9 protein-coding genes are annotated in these 17,893 nt (G+C 60.6%); 3 read left to right on the top strand and 6 right to left on the bottom strand.

Annotated elements, in window-relative coordinates:
- Window positions 1-151: 151 nt before the first annotated feature.
- The gene (locus LZC95_06440; GenBank protein WXA96477.1) at window positions 152-886 is read left to right on the top strand and encodes a hypothetical protein; all 735 of its coding nucleotides are present in this window, start codon (window positions 152-154) and stop codon (window positions 884-886) included.
- A gap of 11 nt (window positions 887-897) precedes the next feature.
- On the opposite strand, the gene LZC95_06435 is transcribed toward LZC95_06440, so the two are convergent.
- The 5 genes from LZC95_06435 to LZC95_06415 all read right to left on the bottom strand — a co-directional run bounded on the left by LZC95_06435 (window position 898) and on the right by LZC95_06415 (window position 5,324).
- Entirely contained in the window at window positions 898-1,656 is a 759-nt protein-coding gene (locus LZC95_06435) for a MerR family transcriptional regulator (protein WXA96476.1), read from the bottom strand.
- On the bottom strand, window positions 1,610-2,773 hold the full coding sequence (locus tag LZC95_06430; GenBank protein ID WXA96475.1) for an acyl-CoA desaturase: 1,164 nt from the start codon (window positions 2,771-2,773) through the stop codon (window positions 1,610-1,612). Before LZC95_06430 ends, LZC95_06435 begins: the two co-directional genes overlap by 47 nt.
- Window positions 2,770-3,834 carry a ferredoxin reductase gene (locus tag LZC95_06425; GenBank protein WXA96474.1) on the bottom strand — a complete coding sequence of 355 codons (1,065 nt, stop codon included), beginning with the start codon at window positions 3,832-3,834 and terminating at the stop codon, window positions 2,770-2,772. Before LZC95_06425 ends, LZC95_06430 begins: the two co-directional genes overlap by 4 nt.
- Window positions 3,835-3,968: 134 nt before the next feature.
- Window positions 3,969-4,451, bottom strand: a complete 483-nt coding sequence (smpB, locus tag LZC95_06420; protein WXA96473.1) for an SsrA-binding protein SmpB — start codon at window positions 4,449-4,451, stop codon at window positions 3,969-3,971.
- 9 nt (window positions 4,452-4,460) lie between these two features.
- Window positions 4,461-5,324 carry a DMT family transporter gene (locus LZC95_06415; protein ID WXA96472.1) on the bottom strand — a complete coding sequence of 288 codons (864 nt, stop codon included), beginning with the start codon at window positions 5,322-5,324 and terminating at the stop codon, window positions 4,461-4,463.
- A 71-nt stretch (window positions 5,325-5,395) separates the two neighbouring features.
- Here LZC95_06415 and LZC95_06410 point away from each other — a divergent pair, with 71 nt between their 5' ends.
- Complete coding sequence (locus LZC95_06410; GenBank protein ID WXA96471.1) at window positions 5,396-6,805, top strand: PLP-dependent aminotransferase family protein; 1,410 nt, start codon at window positions 5,396-5,398, stop codon at window positions 6,803-6,805.
- Window positions 6,806-7,051: 246 nt separating this feature from the next.
- The gene (locus LZC95_06405) at window positions 7,052-9,094 is read left to right on the top strand and encodes a hypothetical protein (GenBank protein WXA96470.1); all 2,043 of its coding nucleotides are present in this window, start codon (window positions 7,052-7,054) and stop codon (window positions 9,092-9,094) included.
- Window positions 9,095-9,627: 533 nt separating this feature from the next.
- On the opposite strand, the gene LZC95_06400 is transcribed toward LZC95_06405, so the two are convergent.
- The gene (locus tag LZC95_06400; protein ID WXA96469.1) at window positions 9,628-17,028 is read right to left on the bottom strand and encodes a hypothetical protein; all 7,401 of its coding nucleotides are present in this window, start codon (window positions 17,026-17,028) and stop codon (window positions 9,628-9,630) included.
- Window positions 17,029-17,893 lie beyond the last annotated feature (865 nt).

Raw genomic sequence — 17,893 nt, 5'->3', positions numbered from 1 at the left:
CTTTCCTTTGCGGTTTTACGTGCCTTGGTTTGGAATCTGGACAATCGCACTCGACGGAGCGTTGCACTGGGTAACATGCGGAGAGCAGGCGTGGGCCCCCACCCGTGATCTGCTAGAAACACTGCTGAGCGTTCTCGGGATAACTTATTATATGCGGGTCGCGGATGAATTGAGAGACTACGAATACGACAAGGCGTATAAACCGAACCGGCCCTTGGTGCGCGGGGACGTTACCTTCCCAGAGCTCTATTGGACGCTAGGCGTAACAGCAGTCGTCTTGCTCGGCTTCAACGCGACCTTATCCATAGCGAGAACAGCGGCGCTCGCCTTCATCGTCGTCCACAGCCTCGTTCTCTGGGTACTCGAGAAGAAGTGGGGACGCTATCGCGACGGAATGTTCTTCGCCCTACCCGTCTGGGTTCTCATCTTCTGCGCCCAAGCCGTGTACGTCTGCGTGGCCCATGCCGAGCGATGTGGCAGCGCAGTTAGCATGCGGGGCGCGCTGGCGGGAGCAGCGACCATTTTCATGTACTTGCACTGGGAAGTCGCACGAAAGACAGCTTGGCCGCAGTCGTCAAAGCCGGGGGAGAAACTCTATTCGAGCGAAGTAGGTACGGCTCCCGCCATGCTCATCGCCGTGGGCTTCGCCGTTCTGGCATCGGCTCTGATGATCGGGTTGGTCTCTCCGTGGAGCGAAGGCAATCGCGACTCCATGGTGGTGTGGCTTCTCGCGATCCCGCCCGCGCTGGCCCTCTTCAACGCGGTCCGATTTCTTCGCGGGCGTGGTATCGCCGCAGGGCCGGGCCCGTTGGCAACCGCAACCTACTTCTCGTTCATTGGCCTACTTGCCTTTTGCGTCATCGTGGTGCGCGTTGTCCACGGGTGAACCTCGTGGCGCTAACCCTTTTTTCGCTTCTTGGCGCGGACCGAGAGTGTGGTGATCTTGCCCGATGCGAGCAGTTTGCGCAGGGCTTGCTCCATTTCGCGGCCGAAGAGGAGGCGCACGGATTCGATGCCGCTGATGCGGAATGCCTCGAAGAGCTTTTCCGGATTGGAGGCATCGACGTGGCCGTCTTTTGCGCGGGAGACGAAGTAGTCGACCAGGTCGTTGACGGCGCGGCCCAGGTGCTTGCGAAGGATGGCCGAGGCGCCGCCGGCGGTATCCAGATCGATGCCCACGCCCTCGAGGCGCATGGCCACGGAGAGGAGCGCGGGGCTGGCCACGAGGTAGACGTCGCCGCGCCGCTCGACGATGCCGACGCGACAGAGATCGGCAATGAGGCCGGCTCGCTGCGAGCCCGCGAGTTCGTAAAGCTCCGCCTCGGTCACCGTGCGCGGCTGATCGTGCGCCCAAGGGGCCTGCATCTGGCGCTCGATGCCGAGCCACTCGGCCAGATCGAGCTCGCCGCGCTCGATGGTCTTCACGAAGTCACGAATGGCATCGACGCGCAATCCGCGGTCTTGAAGCTGCGCAATGAGCTTGAGCCGTTCGATGTGCGCGGGCCCGTAGTAGGCGACGCGCCCGCGAATCTCGGGGGCCATGAGGGCCCCGCGCGATTGATAAAAGCGTATCGTGCGGCTGGGGACGCGGGTGAGCGCCGCGAGCTCGTCAATGGTGTACGCCGGCGGCTCGGTAGTCGGATTCGGCTCGGTCATGGTTTCCAGGGAAAGAGAGTCGCAGAATTTTGGCGGTGGTCGTACCGAATTGGCGCGTCAGCGAGCCCGTGTTGTACGGAATTCCATACCGCGCGCAAAGGGCCCGCACCCGCGGCGCGACCTGCGGGTAGCGATGGCTGGGCATGTCCGGGAAGAGATGGTGCTCGATCTGATGACTCAGGTTGCCGCTCAGGACATGGAACACCTTGCCACCCTCGATGTTGCACGAGCCGAGAAGCTGCCGCACGTACCATCGCCCGCGCGTCTCGTTCTCGATTTGCGCCTCGTGGAAGACGTGCACGCCTTCGGGAAAGTGCCCGCAAAAGATGATCATGTACGCCCACAGGTTGCGCATCAAGTTGGCCACGACATTGGCGCCGAGCACGTAAAGGAAGAAGGGCCCCGCGAGCAGCGGCCACAACACGTAATCCTTCATGACCTGCCGGGCGGCCTTTTTGCCAATACCGGCAAGGATCCGGCGGTCTTCGTCCACCAGGCCGCGGCGTCGCCGCATGGCATGGATATCCAGATCGTGAAGGGCCACACCCCATTCGAAGAGAAGCGCGAGCAAGAGATTGAAAATCGGTTGAAGCAGGAACACGGGGTGCCAGGGCTGCTCCGGCGTGACGCGCATAATCTCGTAACCGACGTCGCGATCCTTGCCAAGGACGTTGGTCCACGTGTGGTGAACCACGTTGTGCGAGTGCTTCCACTGGTCCGCCGGACAAACGTTGTCCCACTCCCATGTGCTCGAATGGACTTCGGGATCGTGCATCCAATCCCATTGGCCGTGGATCACGTTGTGGCCAATCTCCATGTTCTCGAGAATCTTCGCCAAGCCGAGCCCGAATGTGCCGATGGCCATGACGATGGCAAACGGCAGCCATCCGGACAAGACATGCCCCCAACGCGGCAGGAATCCGAGGCTCGCGAAGATGATCAGGCGCGAAACCAGCGCCAGGCTCCGTTGAAGCTTGATCAGTCGCCAAATGTAGCGCCGATCGGCTTCCCCGAGGCTCGATTTGATCTCGTGTTGAATGGCGTCGAGCTCGCGGCCCACCGCTTCGATGTCCGCATCGTCGAGGTTGACGGGGAGTCGGTTGGCAGCAGCATTCATAGCTCGATCTCCACGTTTCCAGCGGCCGCGCACACGCACAATTGAATGCGCGAGCCAGGTTCGTTGACTTCCAGACCGGTTCGAAGGTCGCGCACGCAGCCCGAGACCATCGTCGCATCGCACGTGTGGCAGACGCCCATGCGGCAGCCGTGCGGTGCCGCGATGGAGGCATCTTCGGCGACGCGGAGCAGCGCTTTTTTGCCGTCGGCGCGCACCTCGACGCCGCTGCGGCGAAAGAGCACCGTTCCGCCGGTGAGGTTCGCGGGAAGCCGTGCGAGCGGCGCGGTGAATCGCTCGATATGGAGATAGCGCGCCCGCCCCGCGCGCTCGAAGCATGCGGTCACGTCGTCGAGCAAGCTTTGCGGGCCGCAAGCCCACACATCGCGCTCACGCCAATCGGGGCAGAGCTCCTCGAGCTGGGCCTCGGAGAAATGGCGCGGGCCATGGCCGTCGCGCGTGAACATGGGATGAAAGCGGTAATTCGGGAGCTTCGCGGCAATGCCCTCGAGCTCGCGGCCGAAGATGACGTCGTGCGCGTGCGGTGCATAGTGCACGTGCGACGTATCGGGCATGTGCCACCGCAGGACGAAGGTGCGCAACATGCTCATGACCGGCGTGATGCCGCTGCCCGCGGTGATGAACAACGGGCGAACCGGCGCCGCATCGGGAAGGTGGAAATCGCCTTGCGGAAGCCCAATGGACAAGAGATGCCCCGGGCGAACATCGCGCGCGAGGAAGCCGGACACTCGCCCTGCGTGCTTCACGGTGATGGTGAAGCGGCCGTCGCTCCGATCGGGCGACGACGAAATGGAATACGTGCGCGTCATCTGCCTGCCGCCGACGGACACGCCGACCCGCACGTGCTGCCCAGCGCGATGACGGCGAAAGCCGTGGCCCGGGCGCAACGTGAGCGTGCGCGTGTCACTCGTTTCGTCCCACACGCTCTCGACGCGCGCCTGCAGGCGATGCGTGCTCCAGAGCGGTTGAACGAGCTCCAGGTAATGGGAGGGGCGCAACGGCGTGGCCATGAGTCCCACGACGTCGGAGATTCGCTGCAACACCGTCATGTGGAACAACGATAACTGTGACACCAAACAGTGTCAAGTTAACCTGGGTCACATGGCGGGCCCGGTGGTATTTGAACCGTCAAGACGCCGAGGACGCCAAGGGGCTGGGGGTCCACCCCAGCCATCTCTTACTTTCGGGAACCGTCGCGGCGAGCGCGGAGCTCTTCGAGGGCCTCACGGGCCTCGGTCTTTTCAGCGAGCACGGCACGCTTGTCGTGCGCCTTCTTGCCGCGGCCCAGTCCCAGGGTGACCTTCACCCATCCCTCTTTGAAATACAGATTGAGCGGCACCAGCGTATAGCCTTCCCGCGAAACGGCGCGCTCGAGGTGACGGATCTCCCTGGCGTGCAAGAGCAGTTTGCGGGCTCCCCTCTCCGCATGCGGAAACGCGCGCGCGGCAAAGAAGGATGCAATATGCATCTGCCGCAGCCACACCTCGCCCTGCTCCACGGCGGCGTAGGCTTCGCTCAATGTGGCGCGACCTTCGCGCAGCGACTTCACCTCGCTGCCGCGCAACACGATGCCCGCCTCGAACCGCTCCGATATGTCGTAATGGAAGGTCGCCGCGCGATTCTGTGCAATGTACTTCTGAGAATCGTTGCGGCGGCTCATGACTCTGTTTTATCCCGCGCCAATCCCGTAGACGACCCCAATCGCCACCAGAAGGGTGCCCGCGATCTCCGCGGGGCCGGGGCGGCCGGTGCCGAGCATCGCCGACGTGGCGGCCGCGGCCACGGGCGCGAGCCCGCAGAAGAGGCCCGTGCGTGCAGCCCCGAGTCGCTCGAGGGCCGAATACCAAACGAGAAATCCGAGCGCGCTGAGGATGAGCGTCAGGTACGTGAGGGCAAAGAGCTCGGCGTTCGTGGGCATGCGCAGCACGTTCGACCCATCCACGGCAATCCCGATGATGGCGAACATGGGCACCGCCAGCACGCACAAGTACGTCGACAGACGCAGAGGGCCCAACTTGGGAAGAAGGCTCACCGCAAGAAGCGAAAAGAGCACCTCGCCCGCCAGCGCACCGGCGGAGAAGAGAAAACCGAGCGGGTGCCCACCGCCAAAGCCCTGCGCAATGCCGGCCCCCACCGACACGACGGCCCCTGCCCCGAGCAACCGCAGGCTCGGAGGCTTGCGCGCAAGCAGCGGCGTCACCAGTGCGAGAACCACCGGCGTGCATCCAATGATGGTGCCCAAGGTCGTCGGCGCCGTGTAACGAAGGGCGAGCTGAATGCAAACATTGAATCCAACGAGCCCCGTCGCCGCCAAGAGCACGAGCCGCACGAGATCGAACCCGCGGAGCGGCACGAACGAGAGCCCGCGAAAGCGGCAAATGCCGAATAGAATGAGCGCCGCCAACGCATAGCGAATCGCCTGTCCGCCGAAGACCGGATAGGCCACGAGAAGTGCCGACACGGCCGCCGAGCTGCCCAAGATCCATTGTGCCACCGATGCGGCTGCTACCCCCCGCGCGATGCCTCGATCCATGCAGCGAGGGTAGGTTCGGCATGGTATGGAAATAAGGTCCAGTTACGGACAAAAATCGAGGACCACTTTCCATGGACCTTCCCATCATCCTCGACGCGCGCTCGGGCCGCCTCGCGGTGCAAGTCACGGTTTCCCTGCGCGATGCCATTCGTCAGCAACGCCTCGCGGTGGGCGCACGCCTTCCCTCGACGCGCGCACTCGCGACCGATCTCGGTGTGTCGCGCGGGGTGATCGTGGAAGCGTACGAACAGCTCACCGCGGAGGGCTACCTCGAGACGCGTCGAGGCTCCGGCACGCGCGTCGCGTGCAAGTCGTCGACGGAGTCCGTCTCGAGGCGCCGCAAGGTCGCTCCCAACGTGGGCGGGGGTTGGGAACCGGATCGGGCGATCCCCTTTCGCTACGATTTCCGATTCAGCACCCCCGACTTGAGCACGTTTCCGCGCGGCCGATGGCTATGGGCCATTCGCCACGCACTGGCCACCGTGGCGCATGCCGACCTGGGATACATCAATCCATGCGGCGTGCTTGCCCTGCGGGAAGAGATCACGTCGTATTTGCGACGGGTGAACGCCGCAGTGTGCGACGTCGAAGAGGTGGCCATCGTGGCAGGCGTGGCGCAATCGTTCGTCGTAGCGCTCCGTTTATTGTCGCGCCGCGGCTGCAAGCGACTCGCGGTCGAGGATCCGAGCGGATATCGCTCGCGGGGGCTATTGGAGAATTGCGCCTATTCGCTCATTGGCGTACCCGTCGACGAAGAGGGCATTCGGGTCGATATGCTCGATCGCACCGACGCCGACGTGGTCCTCGTCACCCCGGCGCACCAATTCCCCACGGGCGTCGTACTCTCGCCGCGCCGCCGGGCAGAACTCGTTCAATGGGCGCGCCGCCGCAACACGTTCATCCTCGAGGACAATTACGACGCCGAGTTTCGATACGACCGCGAACCCGTCGGCTGCATTCAGGGCCTCGCCCCCGATCGCGTATTCCTCGCCGGCTCCGTGAGCAAATCCCTGGCGCCCGCCCTACGCCTCGGTTGGCTCGTCGTTCCAAAAGGTCCCTACTCCGATGAATGCTGCGCCGAGCGAAGCTTTCTTGATTTAGGCTCACCCGTTCTCGATCAATACGCACTGGCGCACTTGCTCGCGACAGGCACGTACGACCGCCATTTGCGCGCGGTGCGTCGTCGCTACCGAGCTCGTCGCGATGCGTTGGTCGGGGCGCTGCAGCAATACCTGCCATCCTGGCGCATTCACGGTATTGCAGCCGGGTTGCATTTGTATGTCGAGTTGCCAGAAGGCACCGACGCGCGCGACATTGCCGATCGCGCCGCACACGCCAGCATTGGCCTCGAGCCCATTGATTCGATGCGCCTTGCACATCCAAGTCCGCCAGGTTTGGTCTTGGGATATGCGCGGCTGTCGGAGGAAGAACTCTCCACTGCGATAAAATCGTTGGCGCGCCACGTCGCAAAGACGAAATAGTCAGAAATGCGGTGAGCATTTCGCACAATCACGTTACAGAGAATGCAAATGCGATCGAACCGCTGGCGCAGTGGGTGGGCCGCTATTGGCCTCGTTGCAGTTCCCTTCCTTGGCACCATGGCGTGCAGCTCGGAGGCTCCCGAAACATCGGACAAAGAAGCGGGTTCCCTTGGCGGAATGGGCCAAAAGCTGCAAGCCGCGCCCCTCGCCACTGCGCCCGACCCGACGGAAACAGGGCCAAATGCGGTGACGAGTGCGGAATACAAGTTTCCGGCAGCCATGGATCCGGATGTGGAGTCGACTCAGGCCACCGAACTTTGGGCGCAGGTCTACCGACCGGAAAACCTGGGAGATAGCGCACACCCGGTACTTGTGTTTCTTCATGGGAACCATGCGACTTGCGGGATTGGGACGAATCCGCGCAAAGACAACAGCTGCGACTACACGCGCACGGGCACCTGCCCCAGTGGCTACGTGGTCACGCCGAATCACTTGGGCTACGCGTACGTCGCAGAGCGACTCGCCTCCCATGGATACGTGGTTGTCTCCATCAACGCGAATCGTGGAATCAATTGTCGCAACGACGGTCCTTCGGCGACCGATCCCTATCTCAATTTCGCGCGCGGTCGCCTCGTGTTGAAACATCTGCAGAAGCTCAGCGAGTGGAACGCGAACGGAGGCACACCTGCGTCACTAGGAGTGGAGCTGCAAGGCAAATTGGATTTTTCGCAGATCGGCCTGATGGGCCACTCGCGAGGCGGCGAAGGCATACGTGCAGCTTACAACCTTTACCGAGAGGCCAATAGCACTTGGCCCACCAAGATCCTGAGCCCAGTGTCCTTCCGTGCCCTCTTCGAAATCGGCCCGGTCGATGGACAGCTGCCAAACACGACCCCGCCCTTCCCACGGCTCAATGCCGATGGCACCGTATGGTCGGTGCTTCTCCCCATGTGCGATGGGGATGTGTACAATTTGCAGGGCGTACTTCCCTACGACCGAATGCTTCGAATTCCCACGGAAACACCCGCAGCGCAGAAATCGACCTTCACCGTGTGGGGAGCCAATCACAATTTTTACAACACAGAGTGGCAGGAAGTCGATGGCACGTCTTCGCCCACGGACCAGAATGACTGCGTTGGACACGCGAAACTTTGGGAAATCGGAGCGATCGGCTCGGAATCCCAGCGAGCGACCGGGCTTGTGGGCATGATGGGCCTCTTCCGCGCCAACGTCGGCCCCAACGCGGATCCAAAATACAATCAAGTCTTCAATCCGATGTTCGCTCTACCTCCGTTGGTAAAAAACATCGATCGGGGCTACACGGATTCGTCCAGTTCGGTGGTCACCACGACGATCGAAGACTTTACTCAGCCGGCGGGAAAGAATTCCCATGGCACAGCGAACGAGCAGAACGGCATCGATCCCATCGTGCACGGCACGGTGCCGAATCATGCCGACGCGCAAAAGGCGGGACGTATCAGTTGGCAAAGTGCGTCGGCAGACGCCTTCTTCCAAACGAATTGGAGCGTCGCAGGTGAGGGGCAGGACATCAGCAGTTACAAGACGCTGGATCTTCGTATTTCACGTCAATACAACGAGACTCTCAACGTAGCGGAGCAGACCAGCCTCTCGGTCCAGCTTGCACTGGCCGACGGTTCGGTCTCCAACTCGGTATCGCTGAACAGCTACACAGTTCTAAGAGGCCCCGTTGGCGGCAAACGTGGCGGCCGGCATCCGATTCTGCAATCCGTTCGTATCCCGCTCGCTGACTTCGGAAATGTGGATCTTACCAAGGTTCGCGGCGTGCGCTTCGTCTTCAATGAGACGGCGTCTGGCGCCATTTATCTTGGCAACGTCAGTCTTTCCAATATCCTTACTGTAGCTTCCACGCCGCCAACGCTCGCTTCCTCTGGCGCCCCCTCTGGAACTACCCCGGGTGGAACCACCTCGATGGTCAGTCACTACACCAAGGGCAACTCCATCAAGAGCATCCGACACGTCCAAGCACCAGGAAATGGCGCGGTCGACGAAACGCGTACCATCGAGATCGAGCTCGAGACGGCTGAGAACTTCCCCGTGCGGGACGCTATCCCCACCCTGCGCATCGGCGACCGCGAGTTCGGCGCGAGCCGTCACCCAAACGGCGACACACGTCGCATCGTCTTCATTCTTCCTGAAGCCGATTTCGCCGCCGCGAAGAACGGCGAGAACGTGACCGTCCACTACGGCGACTACGAGCACGAAGCCCACTGGGTCTTCGGTAAGCTCGACAAGCGCGCGCTCCGGTAGTCCAAACTGGTGATTAGGGGGCCTTGGACTCGCCACTGGTGACTCCTGTGGTGTTTCCCGGCCGCCCCTCACTCAAACCCGGCGTGAGCCCAACGATTTGGCGAGGGTGTCCCCCTTGAGGAGTAGCCGATACCATCCGCGAGCTGCTTTCAGCGAGCACGACCAGCGCTTGGGCTTCGAGCGAACCCTTGAAGGGACGAGCACCGGAGTGCACAGCGGCGCTCGCTCTGCGGTTCGCCGTCTCGGGTGCCACCTCCGTGATCCCTCCCTCCACTGCCACCGCCTCGGCGACGAAGTAGTCGGCGCCCGGCGGTCGACATATTATTCAGGTTCGTGCATCTCCTTTAGAGCGGCCTGAACGCTAATCAGGAGAGCGAGAGCGTGGGTACGCGAAACCCCCATCCGCGTGTCGAATTCGCCCTCAAGGTCAATTCCATTGCATACTTCGTTCAACGCGTTGTTGATGATCCGAAGCTCATCAACGGTCAGCGCCACGTCACAGCTCGCTGCTTTTGTATTCAATATTTTCATAATTATTGAAGCCCCTCAAAATATGCCCGACCGGCGGTAGGTTTAAAAAATGTGCCGCCATCGGCGGCAGTCGGATTGCGAATCAGCACGCTTCCGAGACTATCGTTCCAATACGCACTGCGTCCACCTGACAGATTCCGCATAACCGTCTCCGGGTGATTCAAGAATGATTCTATCTCGCTGGCGAAGCCCTGCGGACTTAGTACGCGCGGGAACTCGCCTTGCTTTATCACATGCTTACCGTATGCATGACCACCGGCGATCTCTTCCGCCATGAGACTGTTCCTGAGAAGGGCCGCATTCTCGGCGCTAGCTGCTTCCAACGCCGCGCCTCCTGGCGTCGCTACGCTCCCTTCCAATTGACAGGTCCCCACGGAGCCCAACGGGCAGCCACTGTTTGTAATAGCTGCGTGAAACGGCGACTTTCCTTGAGCTATACCTTGGTAATAATTTTCCTCTATGGCATCAATTGCATCCTTGAGCGGATCGCGCCATCGAAAGAATGGGTCGTTAGGGGTGCGATCTCGGGGGAGGAAAGAGAATAGTCCTCCCTGACCACGTGGGGGCACGTATACTGTTATGATCAAGCTACATGAGCCGTTGGGACAATCCCACGTTTTGCCCCATTGCTCATAATACCCTGTATCCTCCTGTGTTCCTGGCGCGCCTGGAAGCTGGGGACGAGGTGTTGTGTTCGACCATATGAACCGTTGGCGATCCCTGCCCGTGAACCAGTCTTCCATCCGGTTCATGAAGGCATTCCATCCGAGGTCGGCAGAACCCGTCTCTGCGTTCTGTGGCTCACAGCTACCCTGGCAGGTTTGGAGCCCCATTGGGTCCACTAGTTTTTGGGGCGATCCAAATACGTACGCATACGGGTTAAGATCACTGCGCGCCACGTGAATCGTCAGCGGGTCCGCACTAGCCCACTGGCCGAGGGCGGCGACATAGTAGCGAGCACCGAAATAGGTGAGCCCAACGCCAACGTCGTCCTCCTTCCCGGTAAACCGGAAATGCTCGCGATAGCCCTTCCACCTCTCCGGGCGGTAGTCGCTCTCCGATTGCCCGTACGCTAGATAGGTGGTGCGCTCGACGAGCTCTCCAGTGTTCTTGTCCACCACCGTGCTCGTGGAACCCAAGGGATCGGTCAGAGTGAAGAAAACGTGCTTCGCCCCACCGATTCGGCCTTGCGGGAGGGTCTCGTCGTAGATCAGACGCGCGAACGATGTGCCGTTCGCCACCAGGTACGCCGAAACGGTATCCTTCGTACGCTCGTAATCGCCGTCTTGAAATCGGGCGTGCTCGAGACGAAGCGTGGAAAAGATTTCGCTGGTGTAGGTTCGCTGATGAGTATCGGGATCCTCTACCGACTTGGTGATGCGGGTGCCGCCGGAATCGTACGTGTAGTGGAAATCCGCTCCGCGATCGTTCGCCACGCCGGGAATGGGCTCTCGCTTGGCCCGAACCATTTGCCCAACCTCGTCCCATTCGTACGAGAACGCGATGTTTAGCGCTGTGCCCGTGGGGCCCGGCTTGATTACCGTCAGCTTGGTCAAATTGCCTGTGCGGTCGTAAGTAGCCTGTGCGCGCCCGCGGATGCCCTCCGCGGACGCGACACGATTCGGCCCGTTCGTCGCTGGCCCATAGGTCATCGTACCGAGAGACCTATCGTGGAAGGCGTGCGCATCGTCGTCGGACTTGATTAGATTTCCCTGCCAATCGAAGTCGTAACTCTGCCAGCGAACACGGTTAGCCTGATTGCCGTCGGGGATCGGCCGCGTGTCGCCACTCTTGGTCTCGGCATCGAAGACAGAGACTTGCTTGTCGTCCTTGCTCGGCGTGTTGTACGTATAATCGACACGACGGAGCTGATTCAAATCGTCGTAGGACAGTTGCCTGTCGACAGGCTTTGCGCCGTCGAGCCATTCATTGGGGTTACGGCCGTCCTTCACCAAGAGGGGGTTGTCCATCGCGTCGTATTTGAAGGTCCAATCTTGGAGCACAGCGGGCCCCGTCGAAGGCCCCGTCACCCACGTGTGCGCGAGACCCCGACGGGGGTTGGGCTCGAATTCGGTGGCAAACCGTTGAGGAGCATTCCCGTACAAGACTTCGCCTACAAAGCCGTCTGCATCCACCCTTTTACCGAGAATGAGATCGCCATAACTCGTGCCGATGGTCTTCGTGACACCACGTGCGGTGTACGTGGTAACCACGACGTCGTTGCTCACGAGCCACCCCTGACTCACCGGATCGCCGTAAAGTTCCGGCACCCCTGCGGAGCGCGTGCCGATGGAACGTCCCCTTTCACGATTCGCTTCATCGTAGGAGAAGGCAGTTCGGTACCAGTGCGGAGCGTACTCCCCGCCCGGCGTGGGCGCGGCGCCACCATCCGCTGCCGCGCTCGAGGATTCGAGCGGGAACCCCCCGCCTCCTCCCAGAGCAAGATCGTCGAGATCCGGCACGGCGAGCTGTCGCCAGACCTCGGTCATTCGCCCTCGACCATCGTAATTGTAGCGCGTGTGCTGTGCACGATCATACGATGCGGAGAGCTTTCCCGCGAAAAGCCCGGGCGTCACACCCGCCTGGCCTTGCTCGGGGGCATCGTAGATGAAGAGCTTCGTAACGTGCCGCTCGTCGTAGGCGCGGTGGGTCTTGAGACAAGGTGAATACGTTTCTGAAGTCGGCCGCCCAAGGCCGTCCCGCTCAATGTTCTTTCCGCAGCCGCGCGCATCGCTCGTTCCGACCAGGTCGCCCGAATCGTTGTACGCGTAGTGCCATGTTCTCAGGTTTGTCGCGCCGAAGTTAATCGACGTGTTGGGCTCGGCCGTCTGCACGAGACGTCCCCACGAGTCATACGTCATCTCGCGCGTGTACGTATCAGTGCCTGCGGTGTGCGTGCGCACAACCTTGCTTACCTCGCCGGTCGGCGTGTAGATCAGGCGAGTCGAAATGGAATCAGCCGTTCCATTTTGACTCGTGCTCTTTGCCGTTACTGTGACCCGCCCGTGCCCATCGCGGCTGGTCCACACCGGACGAGGGCTTGCACCCTGCACGAGATCGGCAGCGTCGAAGGTATTCTCCGAGAGAGCGAAGTATTGCACCTTCCCAGTCGGCTCTCCCTCGAGGCCGAATGTATCCGTTGTTCGCCCAAACGCATCGTGAAAGGCCACGCTGAACTGCACCGATCCCGCGGGAACGGCGGGTGGATTGGGCGACTGCGGAGCCTCGTTGGTAAAGTACGGCTCGAACGCCCTCACCACGAATCCGCGACTGTCTCGCTCGACGCGCCCGCTTGCGATGTACGCGGCTTGATCACCATTCGCGGGGTCGGCTTGCTTCCAAGCGCCCACATTGCGACCGTAAGGGTCAACGTAGCTCCACGCCGAAACATAGCGCGGAGTCTCTGGTTCTTGGGAAGAAACGAGACCGTCATCGACGCGCCTTTCTAGCTGCACCCGTTGGTATGGGCCGCCTTGAACGTCGAAGTAGGTCATCTTGACCGACGGCGCCGCTGTCGACGGCAACACTCCAATTTCAGGATCAGGCGCGTACGTGGCCGTGGGACGCCCCCAACCATCGTACGTGGTCGTCGAAACTGCGCCTGTTGGTTCGGTGATTGCGGTCACCACTTCAAGACCACGATCGTAGCCGGTCGTCGTGGTAAGCGCACCGACGCCACAGCCGCCCGTGTAGACCGTTTTTGCTATCGGGAGCTCGCCGTAGTCCTTGTCGTAAGCCGTGTCGGCGCAGCGGATTCCCGTGGCATTTTTTACTCGTTTCGGATTTCCGAAATTGTCGAATACCGTCTCCGAAACAAGGCGGCGAGTCCCATCCTGTGATGCATCTCCGGGCGGAGGCGCTACCGCTGCCGACTCCTCGTGAAAACGTTGAAGTGGGACTGTGCCCGTCAAATCCGAGAAGGTTTTGACCACCTGTCCACGCTGATTGTACTCGAAGTACGAGTGCCTCAGATCTGGCGTCCCCTGGGAGACCCGCACAAACGTCTCTCTCGGCCGCCAGAGCCAATGCGTGCTATCGGCGGGCAAGGTCCAAAGGTTGAAGGTGACGACCGATGAATCCTTCGGAATCGCCGGATCGAAGGATTCCACTACTCCGTAATCTGCCTGATAGTTTACATTACCAAACAGATTAAGATCTTGCGTGACACGCGTGTGGACGGAGTTCGAGCGGGACGCAATCGTGTCCTTGCCATTCAGCGTGAGTTCGTCGGACGCGAGGTCGACCACGTCGATCAAACTGCCGTCCGCCACGAAGTTCGCCGTATTGAAGGTCCACGTGTCGGTCTGTTGCGGGTAGACACGACGGACCTTTCGACCATCGACACCATCGTACAATTTATCCATCTTGTACTGGCGATGGACCGTCGACAGGTGCACGTTGCTCGCGTCAAAGCTGTCCACGGTTACCGGGAGCCCGCGGACGGCCATACGTGGATCGTCCACGGTCGGCGCGCATGGAGCGTCGTTTGCACAGCTTCCAATGAGGTAACGCGTGTCCGTAATCACTCGCTTGGGGTCGTTGGCGTCGCCCACGGTCGTGCGCACCTTACGAAAGCCGAGCAACTGGCGCTCGACGTAATCGTAAACGGGTTCGCTGTGGTCGTAGGTCGTGACGTATGGTCCTCCGCTCTCCTTCGGGTCCGCGTTGCTGCTCACGGTCACCTTGCTGACTCGTCGGATTGCGCCGGGCACGCCTCCGACTCTCGCGTACTCCAAGGTGGTCGTCGCGCCACGGCCATTGGAAATGGTCGCGAGTAAGCCGGGGCGACGACCGTTCGTGTTGATAAGATCAATGCGAGCGACCTTTTTGTAGAGCGCCTCGGTCTGTGATGTGACCAAGATGCTCTCCATGCCGTTCCCGAATTGGTCAGCGAACTGGAGCTGCATCGGTTGATAGTAGCGGCCAATTCCGCCCCCAGAGATAGGCGGTTTGTGCTCCATGTTCGCCCAATTCGGGATATCCGGACCGCCCGGGGCCAAATGGATGGGAGGATGCCCCCATTGCTTTCCATCGCCCAGATAGATATCAATGCCGGGACTTGGGTCCTTCATCCCTTCGCCCCACTCCGACTCGTAGGCCGTATTTCTCACATCGATCCGGTCGGCGATTCCGTCCGCGTTCAGATCATGGATGTAAGTGTCCGCGATGAGCCAATTATGGCTGTCCAAAAGACCTCCCTCGACGGCCTTGCTTTCTCGGAAGGTGCCATTGCCGACTCCGAACTCCACCGTCCATTTTTGATCCCAAATGGGTGGACGCGTCTGGTCGGGGAAATTTCGGTCGACCCATCTCATCATGAGCCGATCAGGTATGCCGTCGCCCGAGAAATCGGCATAGAACTGTTTGCCCAGGGGAGCATAGTAACGACTCGATTTGTCGGTTGGAATGCAGTCCGGTTCTTTCGGTGGCGTGCCCTCCTCTGTGGTCGGCGTTCGAGAGTTGGGCACGATGTTCCCAGCCGCATCGCGTGTCGTGAAGAAGTAGCAGGTGACCGATCTAGCTAGCTCGCCCTCCGAGGCAGCACGAATGAGCTCACTACGAACATCAGGGTAGCCGTCACCGTCGAAGTCCTGGACCATGCCGGCAGAGTTGAAGCTCTCTGATGCATTGGCCATCTTGAGCCAAATGGACTCCGGAGGTAGGGAGCGCACGTCGCTCCCGCTCAGGAGCCAGTTGTTCGAGCCGGAACGCTTCGGCGAGTAGGTCTGATACCGACCCGTATTTTTTCGGTCGGACGTAATCTCCCACCACAGAAAGTTCACTTTGCCGTCGGTATTCCACGAACCAACATTTGAGAAAACGAGTTTGTTCGCTGTAGCGCCCCAGTTGGCATTTTCCACACCGAGGGTGCCCTCCACGTAATCGTAGGGACGCTGCCGAATGCCGACCTGGACCGGCTTGTCTGAGGGAGGCCAGGTCATTACGTCTGCTTCGTCGTTCGAATCGAGATCGACGAACGAGACATGGGTCTGCTCTCCGTAAAAGGTCTGCTGAAATTCGGAAACGAGCCCGCCTGCGCCCGGAGACCGGTTCACGTCCCCCTCGCCCGTGTATGTCATTTGCGCGATGTCGCGCTCAGGCGTGCTGCACGTCGTATTAGGAAAGGAGAAGTCTGCATCCTCGCGCAGATTGGGGCATGCCCCCCTCAGGTGCACGCCCTGTAGAAAGTGGCGTACCTGTTGGGCATGCGTAAATGGTGCCGTATAGTCGAGGGTATAGCGCCGAACAAGACTCCGACGCTCATTTCCCGGATTGTCGAAGTCGGCGCTCGAGACGTCCACACGAGAGATATGATGGGCTGGGCGTGCACGCCAAATCGCAGCCAGTCGGAAACCTCTCACATAGTCGTCCTCATATGTGATCCGTGTGTGGTGGGCGAATTGCCCGAGGTCGACCGCTGCGGGGCGACTGACATCGACATCCACTTTCGGCGTGTCGAGGATGTCCTGCAAGTAGCCCCGCGAGCTCTCATTGAAGAGTCGGACCCAACGATATACGACAACGTTGGCATGAGCCTCGCTCCACAGTCGGACGAGATTCCAACGGAATATGGGCTCGATGGCCAGCTTGAAGTCCGTATCGACATCGATGCCGCTCTTGTCGTCCGCGGCGTCTTTCGGTACACCGAACTCGGCCTCGACGCCGGACTTGTATTGCGCACGCCAGTTTTTGCCGTCGGCCGAAAGGAAGTAGCGTGCCCCGTCGTCAACCCTTGTTCGAAAATACGAGGTTCCTTCGCCAACATCATTCGGTAGCTGCTCACCGGTGAGAAGGGTGCCCCCGCTGCACTGGCCGCCGGAAACAACGCAGATCTTTACCAGTTCGACGCCATTGATCCGAAAACGATCCTGGTCGGTATAGAGCGGTCCCCCGCCTCTATTCTCCCGCTCTATTTTTGGGATATTAAGGCTCCAGGCATAACCAACTTCGGTGTTCGTACCAGCGCTGGAGCTATACGAGATGCCGAGACTGGGTTGTGCCTGTCCGCGGGCACGCGGCAATTGAAATGAAATGGAGGCCTGAGCGGCCCCAGTCGATGGATCGACGTTTGCCATCCCTCCCGGCCCGATCGCGCTCCCTTCGGGCGAACCGGCGGTCGAAGGACCAAAGGTCGGAAGCGTATTACTGTGTTCCGGCGGCTCGCCAGTCGCCGCAGCCAGAGCCGCGCTCGATCGCTCGGAAGCTGCGGGTTCGGCAGACGTAGCGGGCGCCGCAGAAGACGGCTGCTCGACGGCCGCCTGGGCAAAGGCGCGCATGGGCAAAGGCCCAAAGACCAGCACCGGGATCAAGAGGAGCGAGAGGTACGCGCCCAAGCCTCCGTGGAGATTCCGCGGGCTAAGGAACGTGGCAATCGAGTTACCGAAATGAGCGACCTTTTTCATGGAATGTTCACCGCCCTGTTGGCTCGTGAAGGTCGAAAGAACGATCTTGGTTCAGCGCCAAGCCTTATCGGCAAGCGCGAGAAAGTTGTTGCTCAGCGGCTCGGCACTTGGTGCTCAATTGGCTACGTGCCGCTTCGTCTTTGTCCTTGGCCGCCGAAATGAAGGCCTGTCTGGCATCCGCCGCTCGCTTCGACGCGACGTCGCTGGGGACCCCGCTCATGCAGCGCGACATCGTGTGAACGTACGAGTCACAGTCGGCGAGTCCCGTACTGTCTTCTCCGACAGACCCGCAGCCAGCGAAGAATAGCGCAGCCCCAAACAATGCGACGGTGCGCAAACACACGACCAAAGCAACAAGTTGCTGCATTGACCCCTCGACACGATGAAACTCGCCGCACGTTCCCTATTGTGCAACGGCAGCAACAGGCGCGCGACGTAAGCAGGCGGAAGGCAAGGTGTATAGGCGCGGCAATCGCCTATTCCCACGCGGCAGCTTCGTCGTCAATCACGAATTACTGCCCGTTCAGAAAATCTGAGACATCGACCGCCGGATAACAATGTTGCGAACTTTCGCTCTTCGTCGCGCTCCGTCAACGCATTTACGGAGTCTATGTAAGCGTGGGTGCCGGATTCGCACAACGAACTACATCGGCAAATTGGGATGACGCCGGTGTTTTCGTCACGACTCGAGCATTACTTTTCGAGGCATTAGTTGAGGAGACGAGAACGATCTTGACATCACCTGGGTGGAGAGAGCCGGCGCACCCACGCTACGCGTCATGATGCATACTACGCACGATTTCTCATCTGCCCGTTGCTCGGCGCAGGCCTCGTCCGAATCGAATATGAGCTATTGCCGATCTGC

Source organism: Sorangiineae bacterium MSr12523 (genome assembly GCA_037157775.1).
GTDB lineage: Bacteria > Myxococcota_A > Polyangia > Polyangiales > Polyangiaceae > Pendulispora > Pendulispora brunnea.
Note: the sequence above shows the minus strand (reverse complement) of the source record. Positions and strands in the feature narration are given on the sequence as shown.

Coding starts and splice junctions, on each gene's coding strand:
- LZC95_06415 (WXA96472.1), bottom strand. CDS start 5,324: ATGGATCGAGGCATCGCGCGGGGGGTAGCAGCCGCATCGGTGGCACAA.
- smpB (WXA96473.1), bottom strand. CDS start 4,451: ATGAGCCGCCGCAACGATTCTCAGAAGTACATTGCACAGAATCGCGCG.
- LZC95_06440 (WXA96477.1), top strand. CDS start 152: ATGCGGGTCGCGGATGAATTGAGAGACTACGAATACGACAAGGCGTAT.
- LZC95_06410 (WXA96471.1), top strand. CDS start 5,396: ATGGACCTTCCCATCATCCTCGACGCGCGCTCGGGCCGCCTCGCGGTG.
- LZC95_06435 (WXA96476.1), bottom strand. CDS start 1,656: ATGACCGAGCCGAATCCGACTACCGAGCCGCCGGCGTACACCATTGAC.
- LZC95_06430 (WXA96475.1), bottom strand. CDS start 2,773: ATGAATGCTGCTGCCAACCGACTCCCCGTCAACCTCGACGATGCGGAC.
- LZC95_06400 (WXA96469.1), bottom strand. CDS start 17,028: ATGAAAAAGGTCGCTCATTTCGGTAACTCGATTGCCACGTTCCTTAGC.